This window comes from Bacillus sp. NP157 (assembly GCA_018889975.1).
GTDB lineage: Bacteria > Pseudomonadota > Gammaproteobacteria > Xanthomonadales > Rhodanobacteraceae > Luteibacter.
Genome location: CP076546.1, coordinates 690,892 through 710,290, shown reverse-complemented (window position 1 = coordinate 710,290; position 19,399 = coordinate 690,892). Strand labels below are relative to the sequence as shown.

General features: G+C 67.5%; 15 protein-coding genes. 8 read left to right on the top strand and 7 right to left on the bottom strand.

All coding sequences use genetic code 11. The features are described 5' to 3' along the window. Positions 1–21: 21 nt before the first annotated feature. Entirely contained in the window at positions 22–924 is a 903-nt protein-coding gene (locus KPL74_03270; GenBank protein ID QWT21040.1) for a LysR family transcriptional regulator, read from the bottom strand. A gap of 114 nt (positions 925–1,038) precedes the next feature. Between KPL74_03270 and KPL74_03265 the strand changes: the two genes are divergently transcribed. Further along, positions 1,039–2,223, top strand: coding sequence for an MFS transporter (locus KPL74_03265; GenBank protein ID QWT21039.1), 1,185 nt, complete (start codon positions 1,039–1,041; stop codon positions 2,221–2,223). Positions 2,224–2,233: 10 nt separating this feature from the next. On the opposite strand, the gene KPL74_03260 is transcribed toward KPL74_03265, so the two are convergent. Next, complete coding sequence (locus KPL74_03260; protein QWT21038.1) at positions 2,234–2,650, bottom strand: hypothetical protein; 417 nt, start codon at positions 2,648–2,650, stop codon at positions 2,234–2,236. Positions 2,651–2,816: 166 nt separating this feature from the next. On the opposite strand from KPL74_03260, the gene KPL74_03255 reads away from it, so the two are divergent. Continuing rightward, positions 2,817–3,752, top strand: a complete 936-nt coding sequence (locus KPL74_03255; protein ID QWT21037.1) for a DMT family transporter — start codon at positions 2,817–2,819, stop codon at positions 3,750–3,752. Between the two features lie 7 nt (positions 3,753–3,759). On the opposite strand, the gene KPL74_03250 is transcribed toward KPL74_03255, so the two are convergent. Genes KPL74_03250 through KPL74_03240 form a run of 3 tightly spaced genes read right to left on the bottom strand, consistent with a single transcriptional unit; the run spans position 3,760 to position 9,083 of the window. After that, positions 3,760–4,425: a DUF1345 domain-containing protein gene (locus KPL74_03250; GenBank protein ID QWT21036.1), complete on the bottom strand. Its 666-nt coding sequence runs from the start codon at positions 4,423–4,425 to the stop codon at positions 3,760–3,762. Between the two features lie 33 nt (positions 4,426–4,458). Further along, positions 4,459–6,663, bottom strand: a complete 2,205-nt coding sequence (locus KPL74_03245) for a M28 family peptidase (GenBank protein QWT21035.1) — start codon at positions 6,661–6,663, stop codon at positions 4,459–4,461. A 5-nt stretch (positions 6,664–6,668) separates the two neighbouring features. Next, positions 6,669–9,083, bottom strand: a complete 2,415-nt coding sequence (locus tag KPL74_03240; GenBank protein ID QWT21034.1) for a TonB-dependent receptor — start codon at positions 9,081–9,083, stop codon at positions 6,669–6,671. 461 nt (positions 9,084–9,544) lie between these two features. On the opposite strand from KPL74_03240, the gene KPL74_03235 reads away from it, so the two are divergent. Then, complete coding sequence (locus KPL74_03235) at positions 9,545–10,078, top strand: hypothetical protein (GenBank protein ID QWT21033.1); 534 nt, start codon at positions 9,545–9,547, stop codon at positions 10,076–10,078. Between the two features lie 15 nt (positions 10,079–10,093). Here the strand turns inward: KPL74_03235 and KPL74_03230 are convergent, their stop codons facing one another. Continuing rightward, entirely contained in the window at positions 10,094–11,047 is a 954-nt protein-coding gene (locus KPL74_03230) for an NADP-dependent oxidoreductase (protein QWT21032.1), read from the bottom strand. Positions 11,048–11,121: 74 nt separating this feature from the next. After that, entirely contained in the window at positions 11,122–12,012 is an 891-nt protein-coding gene (locus tag KPL74_03225; protein QWT21031.1) for a LysR family transcriptional regulator, read from the bottom strand. A gap of 149 nt (positions 12,013–12,161) precedes the next feature. On the opposite strand from KPL74_03225, the gene KPL74_03220 reads away from it, so the two are divergent. The 5 genes from KPL74_03220 to mfd all read left to right on the top strand — a co-directional run bounded on the left by KPL74_03220 (position 12,162) and on the right by mfd (position 19,185). Beyond that, positions 12,162–12,794, top strand: a complete 633-nt coding sequence (locus KPL74_03220; GenBank protein QWT21030.1) for an NAD(P)-dependent oxidoreductase — start codon at positions 12,162–12,164, stop codon at positions 12,792–12,794. Positions 12,795–12,948: 154 nt separating this feature from the next. After that, entirely contained in the window at positions 12,949–13,854 is a 906-nt protein-coding gene (gene rlmJ / locus KPL74_03215) for a 23S rRNA (adenine(2030)-N(6))-methyltransferase RlmJ (protein QWT21029.1), read from the top strand. A 28-nt stretch (positions 13,855–13,882) separates the two neighbouring features. Beyond that, positions 13,883–14,389, top strand: a complete 507-nt coding sequence (locus KPL74_03210) for a Slp family lipoprotein (protein ID QWT21028.1) — start codon at positions 13,883–13,885, stop codon at positions 14,387–14,389. Positions 14,390–14,422: 33 nt separating this feature from the next. Further along, a complete protein-coding gene (locus tag KPL74_03205; protein ID QWT21027.1) occupies positions 14,423–15,331 on the top strand; it encodes a cation diffusion facilitator family transporter in 909 nt (302 codons plus the stop codon). A gap of 404 nt (positions 15,332–15,735) precedes the next feature. Further along, entirely contained in the window at positions 15,736–19,185 is a 3,450-nt protein-coding gene (gene mfd / locus KPL74_03200; protein QWT21026.1) for a transcription-repair coupling factor, read from the top strand. Positions 19,186–19,399 lie beyond the last annotated feature (214 nt).

Genomic DNA, 19,399 nt, shown 5'->3' with positions numbered 1-19,399 from the left:
GTGGCATCCCCGGGGCGTAACTTATCGCGAATCGCGGCGCAACGCGCCATCCGGGAACATGTGTTCGCTGAAGAAATCGATGAACACCCTGAGCTTGGGCAGGACGTGCCGGCCCGATGGCCACAGCAGGTGGAAGCTGCTGGCAGCGTCGAGATGATCTTCGAGGAGGGTCACGACGGCGCCGCTGGCCAGCGCCTGGCGTGCCGAGTGGTCGGGGACGAAGGCGATGCCATGGCCGCGCGAGGCGAAGTGCACGCGGCTGAGGATGTCGTTGCAGACCAGCGATTCGGGTAACCGCAGATCCGCTGCGTCACGCAGGGGCCACGTCTCCAGCCGGCCCGTGCTCGGATAGCGGTAATGCATGCACTTGTGCGTGAGCAGGTCGCCCGGCGTGCGCGGCGTGCCGTGCTCGCGCAGGTAGGCCGGCGACGCGATGAGATAGCGGTTGAAGCTGCCCAGGTAGCGTCCGGCCAGCCGCGAATCTGCCGGTTCGCCCACGCGAAGCACGGCGTCGAAGCCTTCTTCGATGACGTCGACCATCCGATCGGTGAAGTCGAGGTCCAGTGCGATGTCGGGATAGGTGGCGACGAAGTCGGCCAGCACCGGCAGGACCAGGTCGTTCACCGTCGGCAGGCTGACCCGCAGCCGCCCCTGCGGATTACCCACGCGTTCGGACAGTTCCGTTTTGGCCGCTTCTGCTTCGGCGAGGATCCGCCGGCAACGGACCAGGAAGAGGTGGCCTTCCGCGGTGAGCGTGATGCTGCGGGTGCTGCGGTGGAACAGGCGCACGCCCATCGACGCTTCCAGCCGCGCCACGCTTTTGCCGACCGCCGCCGCCGAGACGCCAAGCGCCCTGCCGGCGTCGACGAAGCTGCGGGTCTCCGCCACGCGGACAAAGGTGTAGAGGCTGCCGAGGCTTTCCACGTGCTCATTCCATTGCGGACGTTTTTGTCCCGTATGCGCCGAACTCTACCCTTCTTTATCCTTTATCGCGAGCCACCTAGACTGGCGAACATTGATTTGCAAAGGAATTCCGACATGACCCGGATGCATCGGGACGCCGTTGCCGTGCCCCTGACCTTCCCCTGGACCGGCCTGCTCTGCCTCGCCGCAGCGGGCTTCATCACGATCATCACCGAGGCCCTGCCTGCCGGGCTGTTGCCTACGATGAGCGCCGGCCTGGGGGTGAGCGAGGCACTGATCGGCCAGCTGGTGACGGTGTACGCGCTGGGCTCGGTGCTGGCAGCGATACCCGTCGTGGCGTACACGCGCCGGTTCAACCGACGCCCCCTGCTGCTGACGGCGATTGCCGGCTTCGCCGTGGCCAACACCGTCACCGCGCTGTCGAACGCCTACGTCCTTATCCTCGTGGCACGCCTCATCGGCGGCGTCAGCGGCGGCCTGCTCTGGGCACTGGTGGCCGGCCATGCCCTGCGCATGGTGCCGGGCGAACGCCAGGGCCGGGCCATGGCGGTGGCGCTGGTCGGTGCGCCGCTCGCGCTTTCGCTCGGCATTCCCGCCGGCACCTGGCTCGGCAATGCGATCGGCTGGCGCGCCACGTTCGGCATCATGTCCGGCTTCAGCGTGCTGCTGTTCGCCTGGGCGCGCTTCGCGCTGCCCGACTTCCCCGGCCTGGCCAACCCGGGCCCGCTGCGCCTGCGCAAGGTGATCGCGCTACCCAGCGTCGCCCAGGTGCTCGGCACCCTGCTGGTCTTCGTGCTCGCCCACAACGTGGTCTACACGTACATCGCGCCGCTGCTGGCCACTGCCGGTGCCGGTGCCGCGGTCGACCGCTACCTGCTGGTCTTCGGGCTGGCCTCGGTCGGCGGGATCTGGCTAGCCGGAGCGTTCGGCGACCGGCACATGCGTGCGCTGGTGGTCGGTGGCGTGGTGGCGTTCCTCGTCGCCGCGCTGTCGATCGCGCTGTTCGCAACCCGGCTGCCGGTACTCACCATCGCGCTGGCGGTGTGGGGACTTGGCTTCGGTGCGACGCCCACGCTGCTGCAGACCGCGCTGGCGCGCAACGCCGGCGAGTCGGCCGACGTCGCGCAGTCGTTGCTGGTCACCGGGTGGAATGTCGCGCTCGCCCTCGGCGGCATGCTCGGCGGTGCCGTGCTGGACCACGCCGGCGCGGGCGCGCTGGCGTGGAGCATCCTGCCGCTGCTGGCCCTGGCACTGGCCACGGCGTGGCGGCCGGCGGCATGGCGCCGGCCGGCCGTGTGACGCGACGCCGTCAGGTACCGTCGGCGGGCGCTTCGACCACGTCGCGCACGCTGTAGACGTCGATCGCGTAGGGCGACGTCGTATCGCCGGTCGCGGTGAAACGACCGAAGATGGTGGCGTCGGCCCGGGCGCTCTTCGACGCCATGGCTCGCCGGAAAGCGGAGACGTCGCGCTTGTGGCTCGTGCTTTCGTCGATGGTCAGCGCCACGCCACCCTTGCACTGCGCATCGGCCAGCGTGGTGATCTTGCCCTCGCTGGATGCGATGCCACGCACGGTGACGGTGGTGCCGACGTAGCGCTGCGCCGTGCCGAGCACGGTACAGATGCTGTCTGGCGGCGATTCGTCGCCACGCGCGAAAGCCGGTCCGCTGACGGACGCGACGGCCAGGACGACCCCCGTCGCCCGGATGAAAGTCTGCACGTTCATGCTGGTATCCCCCTGTCACTAGCCCCGGAAGGGCCTGCCGTATGGACGGCTGAACGGAAGATCGCGCGGCTGCCGCAGCGCGTCAATAAGAAAAATACGCATGCGGGTGGCCTTAGAATGGGCCTTTGGCCGCCCGGGATCACGGACGGTCGTTCGGGGAGTCCGCATGGACGGCAAGGCCAACATCCCCCTGGGCATCGCCTTTGGCATCGTAGCCGGCGCGCTCTGGGGCACGGTATTCGTAGCACCACAACTCGCCCACGACTTCACCGGGCTGCAACTGGCAGCCGGCCGTTACCTCGTCTATGGCGCCATCTCGGCGATGCTGCTGGTGCCGCGCTGGCCGATGCTGCGTGGCTGGCTCGAAGCCCGTCACTGGCGCGCCCTGGTCGGCCTCAGCTTGCTGGCCAATATCGTCTACTACGTCGCCCTGGCCACGGCCGTGCAATGGGGTGGCGTGGCGATGGCGTCGCTGGTGATCGGCTTCCTGCCGGTCGTCGTTACCGTGGTCGGTAGCCGCGCCGTCGGCGCCGTGCCCTTGCGCCGGCTGGTCCCGTCGCTGTGTTTCAGCGCCGTCGCGATCACCTGCATCGGCTGGCAGGCCCTGGCCGGCGATGGCACGGGGCGCGTCGAATGGCGCGGCGTGGCCGGGTTCCTGTGCGCGATCGCGGCGCTGGTCTCGTGGACGATCTATGCGCTGCGCAACGCACGCTGGCTGCACCGGCTGCCGCACGTGTCAGCCCACGACTGGAACCTGCTGACCGGGCTGGTCACCGGCGCGCTGTCGCTGCTGCTGGTCCCCGCGGCGATGTACTTCGACGGCGGCACGCACACGATGGCTGCGTGGACCCGCTTCGCCGGGATCAGCGCCGGCATGGCGGTATTCGCCTCCATCCTCGGCAACGGCTTCTGGAACCGGATGAGCCGCCTGCTTCCGCTAACCCTCGTCGGGCAGATGATCCTCTTCGAAACCCTGTTCGCCCTGCTCTACGGGTTCCTGTGGGAAGGCCGCTGGCCCGCGGCCACCGAATGGGTGGCGATGGCATGCGTGGGCCTGAGCGTGGTGACCTGCCTCCACGCCCACCGGCCGGCGCGCGCGTAGCGCCCGGCTATGCCTTGCCCGCCGCGATGTTCACGCTGATGGCGATGATGAAGACGTTGAAGAAGAACGCGATGGCGCTGTGCATCAGCGCGATGCGGCGCAGGTAACGGGTGGTGATCTGGACGTCGGAGACCTGGAAGGTCATGCCGATGGTGAAGGAGAAATACGCGAAGTCCCAGTAATCGGGGTCTTCGTTACCGGGGAAATCCAGGCCCTGGTGGTCCTTGCCGAACTCACCGTAGAAACCGTGCGCATAGTGCAGGGCGAACAGCGAGTTCATGAACGCCCAGGCCAGGATGATGGTTGAGGCAGCGATGGCGATCGCCGCCGCCCCGCCCTTGTCCGACGACTGCAGCTCCGTACTGACCGCGACCAGCACCACCGACGACAATACGGTGCCGGCCATCAGGGTGGTCCATCGGCCGACGTCCTGCTGCCTTGCCTGTCGCCGCATCGTCGCGGTGTTGGCGTGCAGGAAGATCCCGAGGATCAGCCCGAGGTAGACCACGGTGCCGATGTCGAAGCCGAGCAGGAAGGACAGCCGCAGCGGTACGCCGCAGGCGGCGAGCCCCGCGACCGACACCGCGGCGACCAGCGCGCCAACGAGGAAACGCGGCCGGGCATGGATGTAGCGCCGGGGCCAGGCGATGTGGGAACGCGGCTTGGTCGTCATGGCGCGGACTATAGCTGCGTTCCCATCGAGCCATCAAAGCCCGGCCGTCGCCTCTCGCAAGATCCTGGCGGCCTTCGTCGTTGCCTCCGCGGTGGCGGCGACTTCGGCCCGCGCCTGCACCCAGTCCTTCGTGTCCAGCGCATCGCCGATACCCGGCAAGGGCGCGACGTCCTCGCCCTCCTTCTTGCTCGGAGCTTGCAGCAGGTGCCGGTACCACGGCCGCTGCGGCAGGCCCGCCGGCTGCAGCCACGCCACGGCGAACGCACGCAGCTTCGCATTCACCACCGCGGCCTTCGCCGCCGGCAGGTCGCCTGCCGCCGACGCCTTCGCGTCGAACGCCTGCGCCGCGTCGAGCAGATCCTTCTGTGCCCCGCGCAAGGATGCGAGGTCGACCGGCTCCCACGCATCGTCCACCCGCACCGGTGGTTTCACCTCCCGGTACGCCACCGAAGCCAGCCGGTAGGCATCCGACGCCAGCAGCGTGTTGTGTCGCTGTGCATCGCGATGCGCCGCTTCCGCGCCGGCCTGCAGGCGATCGATGTCCTTGCCCAACGCCTGCGCGAATGCCGTGTAGCGCCAGGGCAGCACGTCCGCGTTCGCCGTGCGCAACGCAAGCCGCGCATTGGTTTTCGCCAGCAGGCCGACGTAGGCGAGCCCGGGGTCGCCGAAGCGCTGGTAGTGCGTGTAGGTGTCGTACAGCGAGTGGTACACCGGCACGCTTTCCTCGTCGCCATCGCGGTCGTAGCCGTAGCGCACGTGCAGCGAAGGCACGCCGAAGCGATGGGCGAACGGCAGGTAGTCCGAACCTGTGCCGAGCCGCGTCGGCACGATCGCCGCATCGGCATCCTTGCCCTTCGCCGCCGCATCCACCGCCCGCTTGGCCAGGCGTCGCGCCTGCACGCTGGCACCGGTCTCCGGATCGCGCAGGTCGGCGGCGACGCCGTCGACCAGGCTGGCCAGCGACGGATCGCCACCGGCGGCAAGGAAGCCACGCCCGGTGGTGTCGTTGTTGAGGTAGAACACCGCGTGTTTCGCCAGGTCGGCGGCGTGTCGCTCCGCCCACGCCTTCGAACCGAGGATACCGAGCTCCTCGCCATCCCAGCTGGCGAACACCAGCGTCCGCTTCGGCCGTTGGCCCGCACGTGCCAGCTCGCCCACGGCCTTCGCTTCCGCCAACAGCGCCGTCGTGCCCGCCAGTGGATCCCACGCGCCATATACCCAGGCATCGTGGTGTACGCCACGGATCACCCACTCGTCGGGCCAGGTGCTACCGCGCAGCGTGGCAATGACGTTGTAGAGCGTCTGCCACTCCCACGGCGAGCGCACCTCGAGATGCACCGGGGCATCGCCGCCGACGTGGTAGGTGAACGGCAACCCGCCCTGCCAGCGTAGCGGTACCGGCTTGCCGCCGAGTGCCTGCAGGAAGTGCGTCGCATCGCCGTAGCCGATGGTGACGACGGGAATCGACAGATCGGCGGTGCGGTGCGCGGCCTGCAATTGTTTCGCCGTGGCCGCGTCGAGCACGCTATCGATGCCCAGCGTGCCGCGCTGCACGGTGCGCTCGGTGCGCCATGCGCCAGCCGGATAGACGTCGCCCTTGGGGTAGCCATCCTCCGACGGATCCGAATAGATCACCACGCCCAGCGCGCCATGCTGTTGCGCCAGGCGTGGCTTGACCCAGCGGCCTGCCCCGCTGGATTTTACGATCACCACCTTGCCCTTCACCGATTCGCCCAGCTGCTCCAGCTCGTCGTAGTCGCGGGCCAGCCCTTCGTTGACGAAGACCAGCGGCGCATCGACGCGGCCATCCGGGCTGTAGGCCTCCATGCCCGGCAGCACGCCCTCGCGCCGCGAGGTGTCCGGGTCGCCGGCCACCGCCGGCTCGCTGAAGTCCGCCGCGTATCGGTCCGCCGAGGTCAATGCGAGCTGCTGGGTCGTCGGATAGGCGACCAGCACCCGCACCGGTTCGATCGAGACGTCCCAGCCCCACTGGCGCAGGCTGGCGGCGATGAAATCGGCATTCGCCTTGTCGTGCGGCGAACCGACCTGGTTCGGTGCCGAGGCCAGGCGCTTCAGCCAGCCGTCGAGGTCGGCGCGGTCGATCGACGCGTCCACGCGTTTTTCGACATCGCGTTCGCTGGTCGATGAGGCCGGGCCGAAACCGATGAGGGGAGTCTCCTGCGCCATGGCGGCGCCGGGGACGGCGGTAAACAGGAACGCGGCAAGCACGCTACGCATCGGCATCACTTCCATCGGTAGGTCACGCTGCCGTAGACGTACCGGCCGTTCCAGCTCATCGGCGAGAACAGGCTGTATTTGAAGTTACCGCTCGTGGAGTTGGCGTATTTCACCTGCTCCGGGCGTGCGTTGGTAACGTTGTCCGAGCCGACCGCGAAGGTCCAGTTATCCAGCGTGTAGTCCGCGGAAAGGTCGAGCGTCCAGCGATGGTCGAAGTCCTGGTCCAGGGCGACGCCGCTGTTGCTGAATACCGTGTAGCTGCCGAAGCGCTGCACGTTGGCATGTCCCGCCCACCGCCCATGCAGGTAATCGAAACCGACGTCGAGCTTCGTGCGCGGGTTGGTATCACCCAGCAAGCCCAGCCGTTCGCGGCGTTCGACGCGCTGCACGGCGACGCCCAGTTCATCGAGGATGGCCGGGTTCGGCTTCACCTTCGTCACCTTGTTCTCGTTGTACGCCCAGCTCACGGTGCTGTTCAGGCGGTCGCCGTTGTCGAAGTCGAAGCCATACTGGCTGACCAGGTCGAGGCCGCGCGTACGCGTGTCGACGGCGTTGGTGAAGTAACGGATCGACTGGTAGTTCGCATCGACGCCGTTCGCCGCGAGGTACGCCGCCACCGCCGGCGTGTTCACCGGGATGTTCGACGACAGGTTGATGCGATTGCTGATCTTGATCCAGTACGCATCGGCGCTGAGGTTCCAGCCATCCAGCGGCTCGAGCACCAGGCCCACGGTGGCACTGCGCGACTTCTCCGGCTTCAGCGCCTGCGCGCCCAGCAGCGACGCCGCCGGCGCGTCGACCGGGAACGTGCCCGACTGCACCAGCACCTGGCCCTGGCCGAGGTCCTGCAGCTGCGAGGAGATGTCGGCGTAATGCTGCTGGACGAGGGTGGGCGCGCGGAAGCCGGTGCCGACGCTGCCACGCAAGGCGACCCGTGGGGTGAAGTCGAAGCGACCCGACAACGAGCCCGACGTGGTCCCGCCGAAGTCGCTGTAGTGCTCGTGGCGACCAGCCAGCGACACGGCGAACCGATCGGTCAGGTTGGTCTCCAGGTCGATGTACTCGGACACGTCGTGCCGCTGCCAGTTGCCTTGCAGGTCGCCGGTGATGCCGCCGTTCGCGCCGTACTGCGACACCGCATCGCCCGGCGTCACCTTGTACGCCTGGCGCAGGTATTCCAGCCCGAACGATACGCTCACCGAATTGGGCAGCCAGGACGGAGTGAACTCCTTGCTGATGTCCACGTTGCCGGTCTGCTGCTGGGTCTTGTAATCGGCCCCCTGGATGAAGAACGGGGTGTAGCCGTAGGCCTTGTACCAGTCGGCGTTGATCGCATGGCTGCGCTGGTCGTATTCGTTGGAACCGTGCGTCGCCGAGACATCGTAGTGCCAGCCATCGCCCAGCTCGCCGCGCAGGCCGGCGGTGAGCGTGGTGTCGTTGACGATCGGGATGCTGACCGGCAGGTAGCCCTGCGGATAGATCGACGCCACGTTGGTCGAGTCGCCACGATGGCGGTAAAGGCTGGCGGTTTCGTCGCGGTCGCGCCGGTAGATCGCCGTGAAGTACACCTCGGCCGCCTTGTTGAACTCGTACTGGCCGGTCAGCGAGACCTTGTTCGACTGCACGGCGGGATCGCCCAGCCAGTACACCTTCCTGCCGTAGGTCGTGCCCACCGAAGCAGCGGTCTGGTCGCGGCCCGCGCGATTGGTTCCGTCGTTGTTCTGCGTATCGATCGCGACGTGGATCGAGCCCTTGTCACCCAGGCGGAAGCCGGTGTCCGCGCTCAGCTGTCGCTGCAGGCCATCGCCAGCGGAATAGCCACCGAACTTCGCCGTGACCTGGCCGCCCTCCCCGCCTTTCTTCAGGATCACGTTGATGACGCCGCCGATCGCATCGGAACCGTAGCGCGCCGACTGGCCATCGCGCAGCACTTCGATGCGCTCGATGGCCGAGATGGGAATCGCGTTGAGGTCGACCGGGTTGGAACCGCGGCCGACGGCGCCACCGAGGTTGAGGAACGCGCCTGCGTGCTGTCGCTTGCCGTCGATCAGCACGAGGACCTGGTCCGGGCTCAGCCCACGCAGGGTCACCGGGCGTGCCACTTCCGCGCCGCTGATCGTCGTCGGCTGCGGGAAGTTGAGCGAGGGCACGAGCCGGGCCAGCGCGGCGGTGAGCTGGGTGGCACCGGTCTGCTGCAGCTGCTGGGGCGTGATGACGTCGATCGGCTGCAACGAACTGGACACGGTGCGCTCTGTGCTGCGGGTGCCGGTCACGATCACGGTGTCGAGCTTGCTGGCCTTCGCGGCCTCCGGCGACTGGCTCGATGCGTCCTGCGCATGGGTGGCGGTGGCGGCGCTGGCGAGTGCGAGCGACACGGCGAGGAACAAAGGCGAGCGATGGCGGATGAAACGGTGGGACATGAGCTGTACTTCCCCTGGGGAGAGCCTGGTCGAGGCGAATGGCCGCCCGCGGCAACGCATGGGCGCAGCCGGCAACGGGACGGTATGGACGAAAAAGGCGGACGGCGACGCAAGCCGCGGGGCGAACCCGCGGTCAGTGATGCGTCAACGTGGCAAAGGCGCGAAGAGGCGCTGGATCAGCCCAGGCAACAACAACACGCGCGCACCACGAAACATCGCGGCATGGCCGCGGACGTCGTCGGGGAATCGGGCGTGCTGTGGTCGATGATGTTCACTGGGAGAGGATGTCGCCTGGCTGTTGCCGCCCGAGGGCGGCGGTTGGCAGTGGGCCGCGGTCGATGGAGCACGTACCGCACGCCATTTGTTGCACCGCGTCGTGCATTTGTCAACTTCATGCGTCTTGCCGTCATGCCGACGAGTGCCTATGTCATCATTCGCACCGACATCCGAGGCCCATCCCCATGAGCGATTACGACGACGATTACGAATACGAGCGCGAGCACGGCGACGACGACGAAGAGGACAGCGTCGAATCGCAAGTCTGGCACCTGTTGTTGCTGATCAACCCGGGTGACGAAGACGCCGCCCTGCAGCAGTTCACCGCGTATCGCGACGCCGTGGAGCAGGAAGGCGAGGACGATCCGCTGCGCATCGTCACGCAGGTGACCGACTGGCGTTCCGCCTTCGAGGTGGAAGCCGACGATACGCGTGCGCTGGTCGAGGCGATCAACGAACTGGTGGTGCGCTGGAACCTGCAGATCGACTGGGGCGGCGATCCGGACGAAGACGAGTTCCATGACGACATCGATGGGCCGGAGATCTTCTCGCGTGCCTACGACGCACTGAACGAGCGCGGCTACACGCTGTGGTCGCGCGAGGCCGACGAAGACGATGCCTATGCGGGCTGGATCACTTCGTCGCGCGATGACGAGCAGATGCGCGTGCTGGCCACGGCGCTCGGCATCAACCTGCGGCTCGGCAACCAGGTGATGTAACGCCCGGCAAGGCCGTCACAGGGTCAGCACGGTCTTGCCCTTCTTCTGCCTGGCGGGCGCTTCGGCGTAGGCACGCGCGGCATCCTCCAGCGGGTACAGCCGATCGACCTGGGGCTTGATCCGGCCGTCGGCGACCCAGCCGACGATCTCGGCCAGCTGCGCCGCGTCCGGCCGCACGATGAACCAGAAAGCTTCGATGCCGAGCTGCCGCGCCCGTTCCGGCGACGGCGCGTCTTCCGCCTCGCCCGAGATCGTGACGAGGCGCGCCTTCGGCTCGACGAACCGCCAGCTGCGTTCGAGCAGGTCGTGGCCCACCGTGTCGAACACCACGTCCACGTGCCCGGCGTGTTCTTCGAACCGAGCGTCCTGGGTGTCGATCGCGACGTCGGCGCCCAGCGCGAGGCAGAGTTGCACGGCGTCGCTGCCGCGCGCCGTCGCGATCACCCGCGCACCGGCACCCCTGGCAATCTGGATGGCGAACGTACCCACGGCGCCAGCACCACCGTGGATCAGCACCGTCTCGCCTCGCACCAGCCGGGCGTGGTCGAAGAAGGCCTGCCACGCCGTCAGCGCACCGATCGGCAGCGTGCTGGCTTCGATCGACGTCACGCCGTCGGGCAGCCGCGCGACCTCGGCGGGCAGCGCACTGGCCTGTTCCGCCGCGGCGCCATTGCGCCAGAAGTCGATCAGGCCAACCACGCGATCACCCGGGCTGAAGCCGTGCGTCGCGCGACCCGCGCCCACCACGCGGCCGGCAAACTCGTGGCCGATGATCACCGGCAGCGAGCGCCAGCTGCCGTCCTGCACGGGCATCGTCCCGTTGGTCACCCAGGTCGGCTCGGCGAAGGTCAGGCCCACCGCCTCCACGTCGATCAGCAGCCGGTCATCGGCGTCCGCCGGGGCCGCCGTTTCACCGACCGTGATGGAGAGGTCGCCCGCTTTCGCGTCGGAAATCCAGGCTGCTTTCATGGGCTGGCCCTGCGCCGGTGTGGTGCGCGAAGGGTTCCACCGGGAGCGTGGTCGTGGCTTGGACGGAATCGCCGCTAGCCTGGCTGCGCCGTACGTTCCTTGAGGATATCGATGAAGGCGCGGACCTTGACCGTCGCTTGCCCTGCATACACCGCGTAGACGCCAGCGACCGGCAAGGCGTGGCCGGGGAGCAAGGCGACGAGGCGCCCAGCCTTGAGGTCGTCGTCGACCACGTAATCGGGCAATACCGACAGCCCCATGCCTTCGAGCACGAGCGCATGCACGGCACGGGTGTTGTTCGCACTGGCCACCGCGTCGACCTGCACGGCGCGCTTCATGCCGCTGCCATCGCTGAAGGTCCAGCGCGTGGGCGACGGCAGCATCGTGTGTGCGACCCAGCGATGGGCGGCGAGGTCTTCCGGCGCGACGGGCGTGCCGTGTTCGGCGAGGTACGCGGGCGACGCCACCAGGCACTGCCACATGTCGGACAGTTTCGCCGAACGCAGCGCGGAATCGCGCAGGAAGCCGACGCGGATGGCGACGTCGATGCGGTCCGCGATGAGGTCGACCAGTGCATCGCTCACCACCAGCTCCGGCCGGATCTGTGGAAAGCGGCGAACGTATTCGGCCAGCGCCGGCGCGACGATCGCCGGGCCGTGGTCGCCCGAGGCGGCCACGCGCAGGCTACCCATCGGGGTGTCGCGGCATTCGCCCAGCCGGGTGACGGCGGCTTCGGCGTCGGCGACGACGCGCGCGCAGTCCTCGTAGAACCGTTCACCGGCGTCGGTCAGCGACATCTTCCGCGTGCTTCGCAGCACCAGGGTCATACCCACCTCGGCTTCCAGCCGGGCGAGATGCTGGCTCACCATGGCCTTGGTCGTACCCAGTTGCTCCGCGGCGGCCGTGAACGAGCCCGCGCGCACCAGCGCGACGAACACCCCCAGCCGGTTCAGATTCACTTCCACGCGGTCACCTCGCCCTGGCTTCGGATAGCTTGCCAGCGATTGTAAACCTAAACTACACAATGAATCGCCGAAAAGTCCATTCCCACGCAACGATCCATGGCGCATCCTGCCCGCCATCACCTCGTTGCCCTCACCCCCTGGGATCCCGCATGAAAATCGTCCTGTTCGGCGCCACCGGCAATATCGGCAAGGTCATCCTCGACGAGGCCCTCGCCCGTGGCCACCACGTCACCGCCATCGTTCGCGACCCGGCGAAGCTCGGCGTGACCCACCCGCAGCTGACCGTCACCAAGGGCGACCTGCTCACGCCGTCGACCTACGTCGCCGCCCTCGCCGGCCAGGATGCCGCGGTCGCCAGCGTCAACGATCCCAACCCGGACAACGTGCCGAAGCAGGCCGAAGTGCTGCTGGACACCCTGTCGAAGGCCGGCGTGCGCCGTTTTGCCTGGGTCGGCGGCGCCGGCTCGCTGGAAGTGGCGCCGGGCGTCCGCGTCATCGACGACCCGCACTTCCCCGCCGAGTGGAAAGACTCGGCCATGGGCATGGTCAGGGCGCTGGACGTGTTCCGGAACAGCAAGGCCGACATCGACTGGACCTTCATCAGCCCCGCCGCGATGATCGCCCCGGGCGAGCGCACCGGTACCTATCGCGTCGGCGGCGACCAGCTGCTGGTCGATGCCCAGGGCAACAGCCACATCTCCCAGGCCGACTACGCCATCGGCCTGCTCGACCGCATCGAGAAGGGCGATGCCGCCCGCAAGCGGATTACGCTGGCGTATTGAGGTGTAGGAGCGCGCCTGCGCGCGACCCAGGCTGGCTTCTGGCCTCCATCGCGCAGGCGCGCTCCTAGCTGGCTTCTGGCCCCCATCGCGCGCAGGCGCGCTCCTACACGCGGTTCTGAACGGGCCGCCGGGCTGCACCGGCTATACTGCGCTGATGAACTATCGCCACGCATACCACGCCGGCAACTTTGCCGATGTCATGAAGCACATGGTGCTCGTGGCCCTGATCGACTCGATGAAGCAGAAGCCGACACCGTTCTGCTACATCGAGACGCACGCCGGAAGCGGCCGCTACGACCTGCGTAGCCGCGAAGCCCGCAAGACCGGCGAGGCAGACGACGGCGTCAGCGCGCTGAAAACCGCCACCGGCCTGCCTCCGCTGGCCTGGAAGTGGCTGGAGGCCGTGCGTGCCTGCAACGAAGGCGACGACACCTTCCGTTTCTACCCGGGCTCGCCGTGGTTCGCCGCCCACCAGATGCGCGAGAACGATTCGGCCCAGCTGTGTGAACTGCAGGCGCAGGAAGCCGGCGAACTGCGCCAGCTGTTCCACAACGACAAGCGCGTGCATGTGCACCACCGCGACGGTTACGAAGCGCTCGGCGCCCTCGTGCCGCCGAAGGAAAAGCGCGGGCTGGTGCTGATCGACCCGCCGTTCGAACAGCAGGACAACGAATTCCGCGTCATTGAGAAAGCACTCAAGGCGGCCATGGAAAAGTGGCCCACCGGCATCTTCGCCGTGTGGTACCCGATCAAGCTACGCAGCCACGTGCAGCCATTCCACCGCTGGCTGTCGGTGAAGAGTGGCGCCAAGCGCGTGCTCGCCGCCGAACTGCTGCTGCACAAGGACGACTCCCCGCTACGCCTCAACGGCAGCGGAATGGTCATCGTCAACGCGCCGTGGAAGCTGGATGACGCCCTGCGCGACGGCCTGAAGGCCCTGCCCAAACTACTGGGTGAGCCGGGCGAAGCCGAATACCGGCTGACCTGGCTGGTCGAGGAAGGCAAGGATCCGGCTGCCCTACACATCGCGCATCCACCGCGTTCGCTACCAAGGCGATAAAGTCACGCTACACGCCAGGAGTCGACCCATGCGCCAGTCAATCACCCGTCTCGCCGCCCCCGCCGCCCTCCTGACCCTCGCCCTCGCCGGCTGCGCACCGTCGCCCATCTACAAGCCCACGGCGAACAACCTCGCCGTGCCGCCCGCCCAGGTCGCGCGTGAGCCGGAACGCTACGGCTCCTCGGACGTGATCTGGGGTGGCCGTATCGTCCAGGTGCGTAACTTCGCCGACCACAGCGAAGTGGAAGTGCTGGCCTACCCGCTGGACAGCTCGCAGCGGCCGAAGGCCGACGACACCGGCAACGGCCGCTTCATCGCCGCCATGCCCGGCTACGTCGAAAGCCTCGACTTCCCCGCCGGATCGCTGGTCACCGTCTCCGGCCGCCTCAACGGCACCCGCACGGGCAATGTCGGCCAGGCCACCTACACCTTCCCGCTCGTGTCGGTGAACCAGTCGCACGTGTGGACCGCGAAGGAGATGCAGGGCGGGCATCCGAACATCAGTTTTGGCCTGGGCGTCGGCGTCATCCGCTAAGATCTTGCGATTCCATCGGGCGTAGGGACACACATGTCAGGTCACGCGGACTCCAAACGCGCCATTTTCCTCGCCCTCGGCGCCAATTTCGCGATCTTCGTCGCCAAGCTGGTCGCGGCGATCTTCACCGGCTCCGGCGCGATGCTGGCCGAAGCGGTCCATTCGCTCGCCGACTGCGGCAACCAGGGCCTGCTGCTGCTCGGCATGAAGCAGGCCAAGCGCCCGCCATCCCCGGATTACCCCCTGGGCTGGGGCCGCGCGCTGTACTTCTGGTCCTTCCTCGTCGCCATCCTGCTGTTCAGCGTGGGCGGCATGTTTTCAATGTACGAAGGCATCCACAAACTCACCCACCCCGAGCCTTTGAGCTGGCCATGGCTCGCCGTCGGCGTGCTGGCGTTCTCCATCGTCACCGAAGGCGTGTCGATGCACGGCTGCATGCAGGAAGTAAACAAAGCCCGCGGCGACCAGCCGCTGTGGACCTGGTTCCGCGAAACCCGCGCCAGCGAACTGCTGGTGATCTTCGGCGAAGACCTCGCCGCCCTGGTCGGCCTGTGCCTCGCCCTGCTCGCCGTCGGCCTGACCATGCTCACCGGCAACCTGGTCTTCGACGCCATCGGCACCATCTGCATCGGCGTACTGCTGATCGTCGTCGCCGTCGCCGTCGCCCGCGAAGTCAAGGCACTCCTCATCGGCCAGGGCGTCGAACCCAAACGCCGCGCCGAAATGGTCGCCTTCCTCGAGGCACGCCCGGAAATCGACCAGGTCTACAACCTGCTCACCCTGCAAATGGGCACCGACGTCATGGTCGCGACCAAAGCCAGGATGGCCGCCACCCCCACCCCCCGCGCCATGATCGAAGCAATCAACATCGTCGAAGCCGATTTCAAAGCCCACTTCAAAGACGTGCGCTGGAGCTTCTTCGAACCTGATTACACCGATTGATCGCACCAGGGCTGTAACGTGATCGGGCGCCCCGTGCGCCCAAGCTGCGGCTGCGCCGCCATGTTTTCGATTCGCGCGCAGGCGCGCTCCTACACGAGCCGCCGGTGCGTGGGGAATGCCGGTGCCACGGCTGTCCCACCCAGCTTGCCCCAGTGATGAAGAGAGCCCTCGGTGCCTACCCTCGAGGCGAGTTCCGCACAAGCGAGCGGCCGTAGGCCGATAGGTACATGGGCCGCGGCTGCGGCCAACCTTATCGAGCGCGGAGGACCTGTCTGAGCAGCGAGGGTAGGCACCGAGGGCTGTCCTGCGACCACGCCCGAGCGCCGCGCAGAGGCCGGGGACAGGGTGCATACGTGCCGGTTGTACAATAGGCGGCTCACCCGCCCTTAGGCTCCGTCAGACCGATGCCCGTAGTGCTCCCCAGCCCGCCGCTTCCCGCCAACGCCAAGACCCGCCGCTACTGGGCCACGCCCCACGGCTCCGCCTGGGCCCTCGAAGTCGCCGAAGCCGCCCGGGCACACGACGGCCTCCTCGTCGTCGTCGCGCGCGACACCCGCAGCGCCGACAACCTCGAAAGCGAACTGGCCGTCTTCGCCGGCGAACTCCCGGTACTCCACTTCCCCGACTGGGAAACCCTGCCCTACGACGTCTTCAGCCCCCACCCCGAAGTCGTCTCCCAACGCATCGCCACCCTCTACCGCCTGCCCACGGTCAAGCGCGGCGTGCTCGTCGTGCCGGTCGCCACCCTCATGCAGCGGATCGCCCCGCGCACGCACATCACCGGCTCCGGGCTGGTCCTGCGCAAGGGACAGAAACTCGACATCGGCGCCGAACAGCGACGCCTCGAAGCGGCCGGCTACCGCAACGTGCCCCAGGTCACCGAACCGGGCGACTTCGCCGTACGTGGCGCGCTCATCGACATCTACGCCATGGGCGCCAGCGAGCCCTACCGCATCGAACTGTTCGACGACGAGATCGAATCGATCCGCACGTTCGACACCGAGACGCAGCGTTCCCAGCACCAGGTCGAAGGCGTGGACCTGCTCCCGGCCCGCGAATTCCCGGTCACCGACGAAGCCGCCAAGGCCTTCCGCACCGCCTTGCGCGATCGCTTCCCGATCGACGTGCGTCGCTGCCCGCTGTACCAGGACATGAAGGAAGGCGTGACTCCCGGCGGCATCGAGTACTACCTGCCGCTGTTCTTCGCGAAGACCGAAACGCTGTTCGACTACATCGCCAGCAACGCCATGTTCGTCCTTGGCGAAGGCGTGCTCGAATCCGCCGCGGCGTTCTGGCAGCAGGTCGGCGACCGCTACGACCAGCGCGCGCACGACATCGAACGCCCCGTGCTGCCGCCCGCCGAGATCTATCTTCCGCCCGAACACCTGCGCGAACAGCTCAACAGGCAGGTCCGCGTCGACGTGGTGGAAAAGGGCCACGAGCACGCGGTCGACCTCGGCACCCAGCCCGCGCCCGAACTGCCGCTCAACCGCAAGGGCGAGGAACCGGGAACGGCCATGCGCCACTTCCTTGCGCACTACCCAGGGCGCACGCTGGTCGCCGCCGATTCGGCCGGACGCCGCGAGGCCCTGATCGAACAGCTCGCCGGTGCCGGCATGAAGCCGGTCAACGTCGACAACTGGAAGGCCTTCCTCGCCAGCGACGACACCCTGGCCATCACCGTCGCCTCGCTCGAACAGGGCTTCGCGCTTACGAAGCCAGCGCTGACCGTGTTGACCGAACGCGAACTGTTCGGCGAGCGCGTGCGCACCGACCGGCGGCGCCGCGCGGGTGCCGCGCGCGATCCGGAAAGCATCATCAAGGACCTGACCGAGCTGCAGATCGGGTCGCCCATCGTCCACATCGACCATGGCGTGGGCCGCTACCAGGGCCTGGTGAGCCTGGACGTCGGCGACATGCCCGGCGAGTTCCTGACCATCGAGTATGCCAAGGGCGACAAGCTCTACGTGCCGGTGGCGCAGCTCGGCCTGGTCAGCCGTTACACCGGCACGGCGCCCGAACTGGCCCCGCTGCATTCGCTGGGTGGCGACGCCTGGGAACGCGCGCGCAAGAAGGCCGCCGAGAAGGTCCGCGACGTGGCCGCGGAGTTGCTCGCGATCTATGCACAGCGCGAAGCGAAACAGGGCGAAGCCTTGCCGGTCGACCGGCAGATGCTCGAGGAATTCGCCGCCACATTCCCCTTCGAGGAAACGCTCGACCAGCAGCGCGCCATCGATGCGGTGATCGTCGACCTCGCGGCGCCGCGTGCGATGGATCGCGTGGTCTGCGGCGACGTCGGCTTCGGCAAGACCGAGGTCGCCCTGCGTGCCGCCTTCGCCGCCGCGACGGCCGGCAAGCAGGTCGCCGTCCTCGTGCCGACCACGCTGCTCGCCCAGCAGCACTACCGTAACTTCGCCGATCGCTTCGCCGACTGGCCGGTGCGCGTCGAGGTGCTGTCACGCTTCAAATCGAAGAAGGAAGTCGACAACGCACTGGAGCGACTGGCCGATGGCCAGGTCGATGTCATGGTCGGCACGCACAAGCTGTTGCAGCCGGATATCCGCTTCAAGAACCTGGGCCTGGTGATCGTCGACGAAGAACAGCGTTTCGGCGTGCGCCAGAAGGAACAGCTGAAGAAGCTGCGCGCCGAGGTCGACCTGCTCACGCTCACCGCCACGCCCATCCCGCGCACGCTGAACATGGCGATGAGCGGCCTGCGCGACCTGTCGATCATCGCGACCCCGCCTGCGCACCGTACGGCGGTGCGTACGCTGATCTCGTCCTGGCAGCCGGCGCTGATCCGCGAAGCCATCCAGCGTGAGCTGGCTCGTGGCGGCCAGGTCTACTTCCTGCACAACGAAGTGGAATCGATCGAACGCCAGGCCCGCGAGCTGGGCGACTTGATCCCGGAAGCGCGCATCCGCGTGGCGCACGGCCAGATGCCCGAGCGTGAACTCGAGCAGGTGATGGCGGACTTCCACCGCCAGCGCTTCAACGTGCTCGTGTCGACGACGATCATCGAATCGGGCATCGACATCCCCACGGCCAACACCATCGTGGTCAATCGCGCGGACCGCTTCGGCCTCGCGCAGTTGCACCAGCTGCGTGGCCGCGTGGGCCGCTCGCATCATCGCGCGTATGCCTACCTGATCGTGCCCGACCGCAAGGTCATGACCGCCGATGCGGAAAAGCGCCTCGAGGCGCTGGCGTCGCTGGAAGAACTGGGCGCGGGCTTCACCCTCGCGACCCATGACCTGGAGATTCGTGGCGCCGGCGAAATGCTCGGCGAAGAACAGTCAGGCCAGATCCAGGAGATCGGCTTCGGGCTCTATACGGAGCTGCTGGATCGCGCCGTGCGCGCGCTGCGCTCGGGCAAGATCCCGGACTTCGACCTCACCTCCGAACACGAGACCGAGGTAGAACTGCACCTGCCCGCGCTGATCCCCGACGATTACCTGCCCGATGTCCACACCCGCCTGACCCTGTACAAGCGCATCGCCAGCGCACGCGACGACGACGGCCTGCGCGAACTCCAGGTGGAAATGATCGATCGCTTCGGCCTGCTGCCCGACCAGGCCAAGTGCCTGTTCGCCGTGGCCCAGCTGAAGCTGATGGCCACCCCGCTCGGTATCCGCAAGGTGGACTTCGGACCGGCCGGCGGCCGCATCACCTTCCGCGAGAAGCCCGACATCGATCCAATGGCGCTGATCAAGCTGATCCAGCAACAGCCGCGTGTGTTCAAGCTGGACGGGCAGGACAAGCTGCGCGTGATCATGGAACTGCCCGGGAGCGCCGAGCGGATCAGGACGGCGCAGGAGACGCTGGTCGCGCTAGGCGCCCGCCGCCCCACCTGACCCTGTAGGAGCGCGCCTGCGCGCGATTGGGGTTACGACACCCCTGCACCCGCAAAACCGTATACGGACGCGCCTGCGCCAAACCGTATACGGACGTGCCTGCGCCAAACCATATATGTACGCGCCTGCGCCAAACCATATATGCACACGCCTGCGCACGATGGGGGATTACCACACCACCCATCGCGCGCAGGCGCGCTCCTACGGTCGCGGT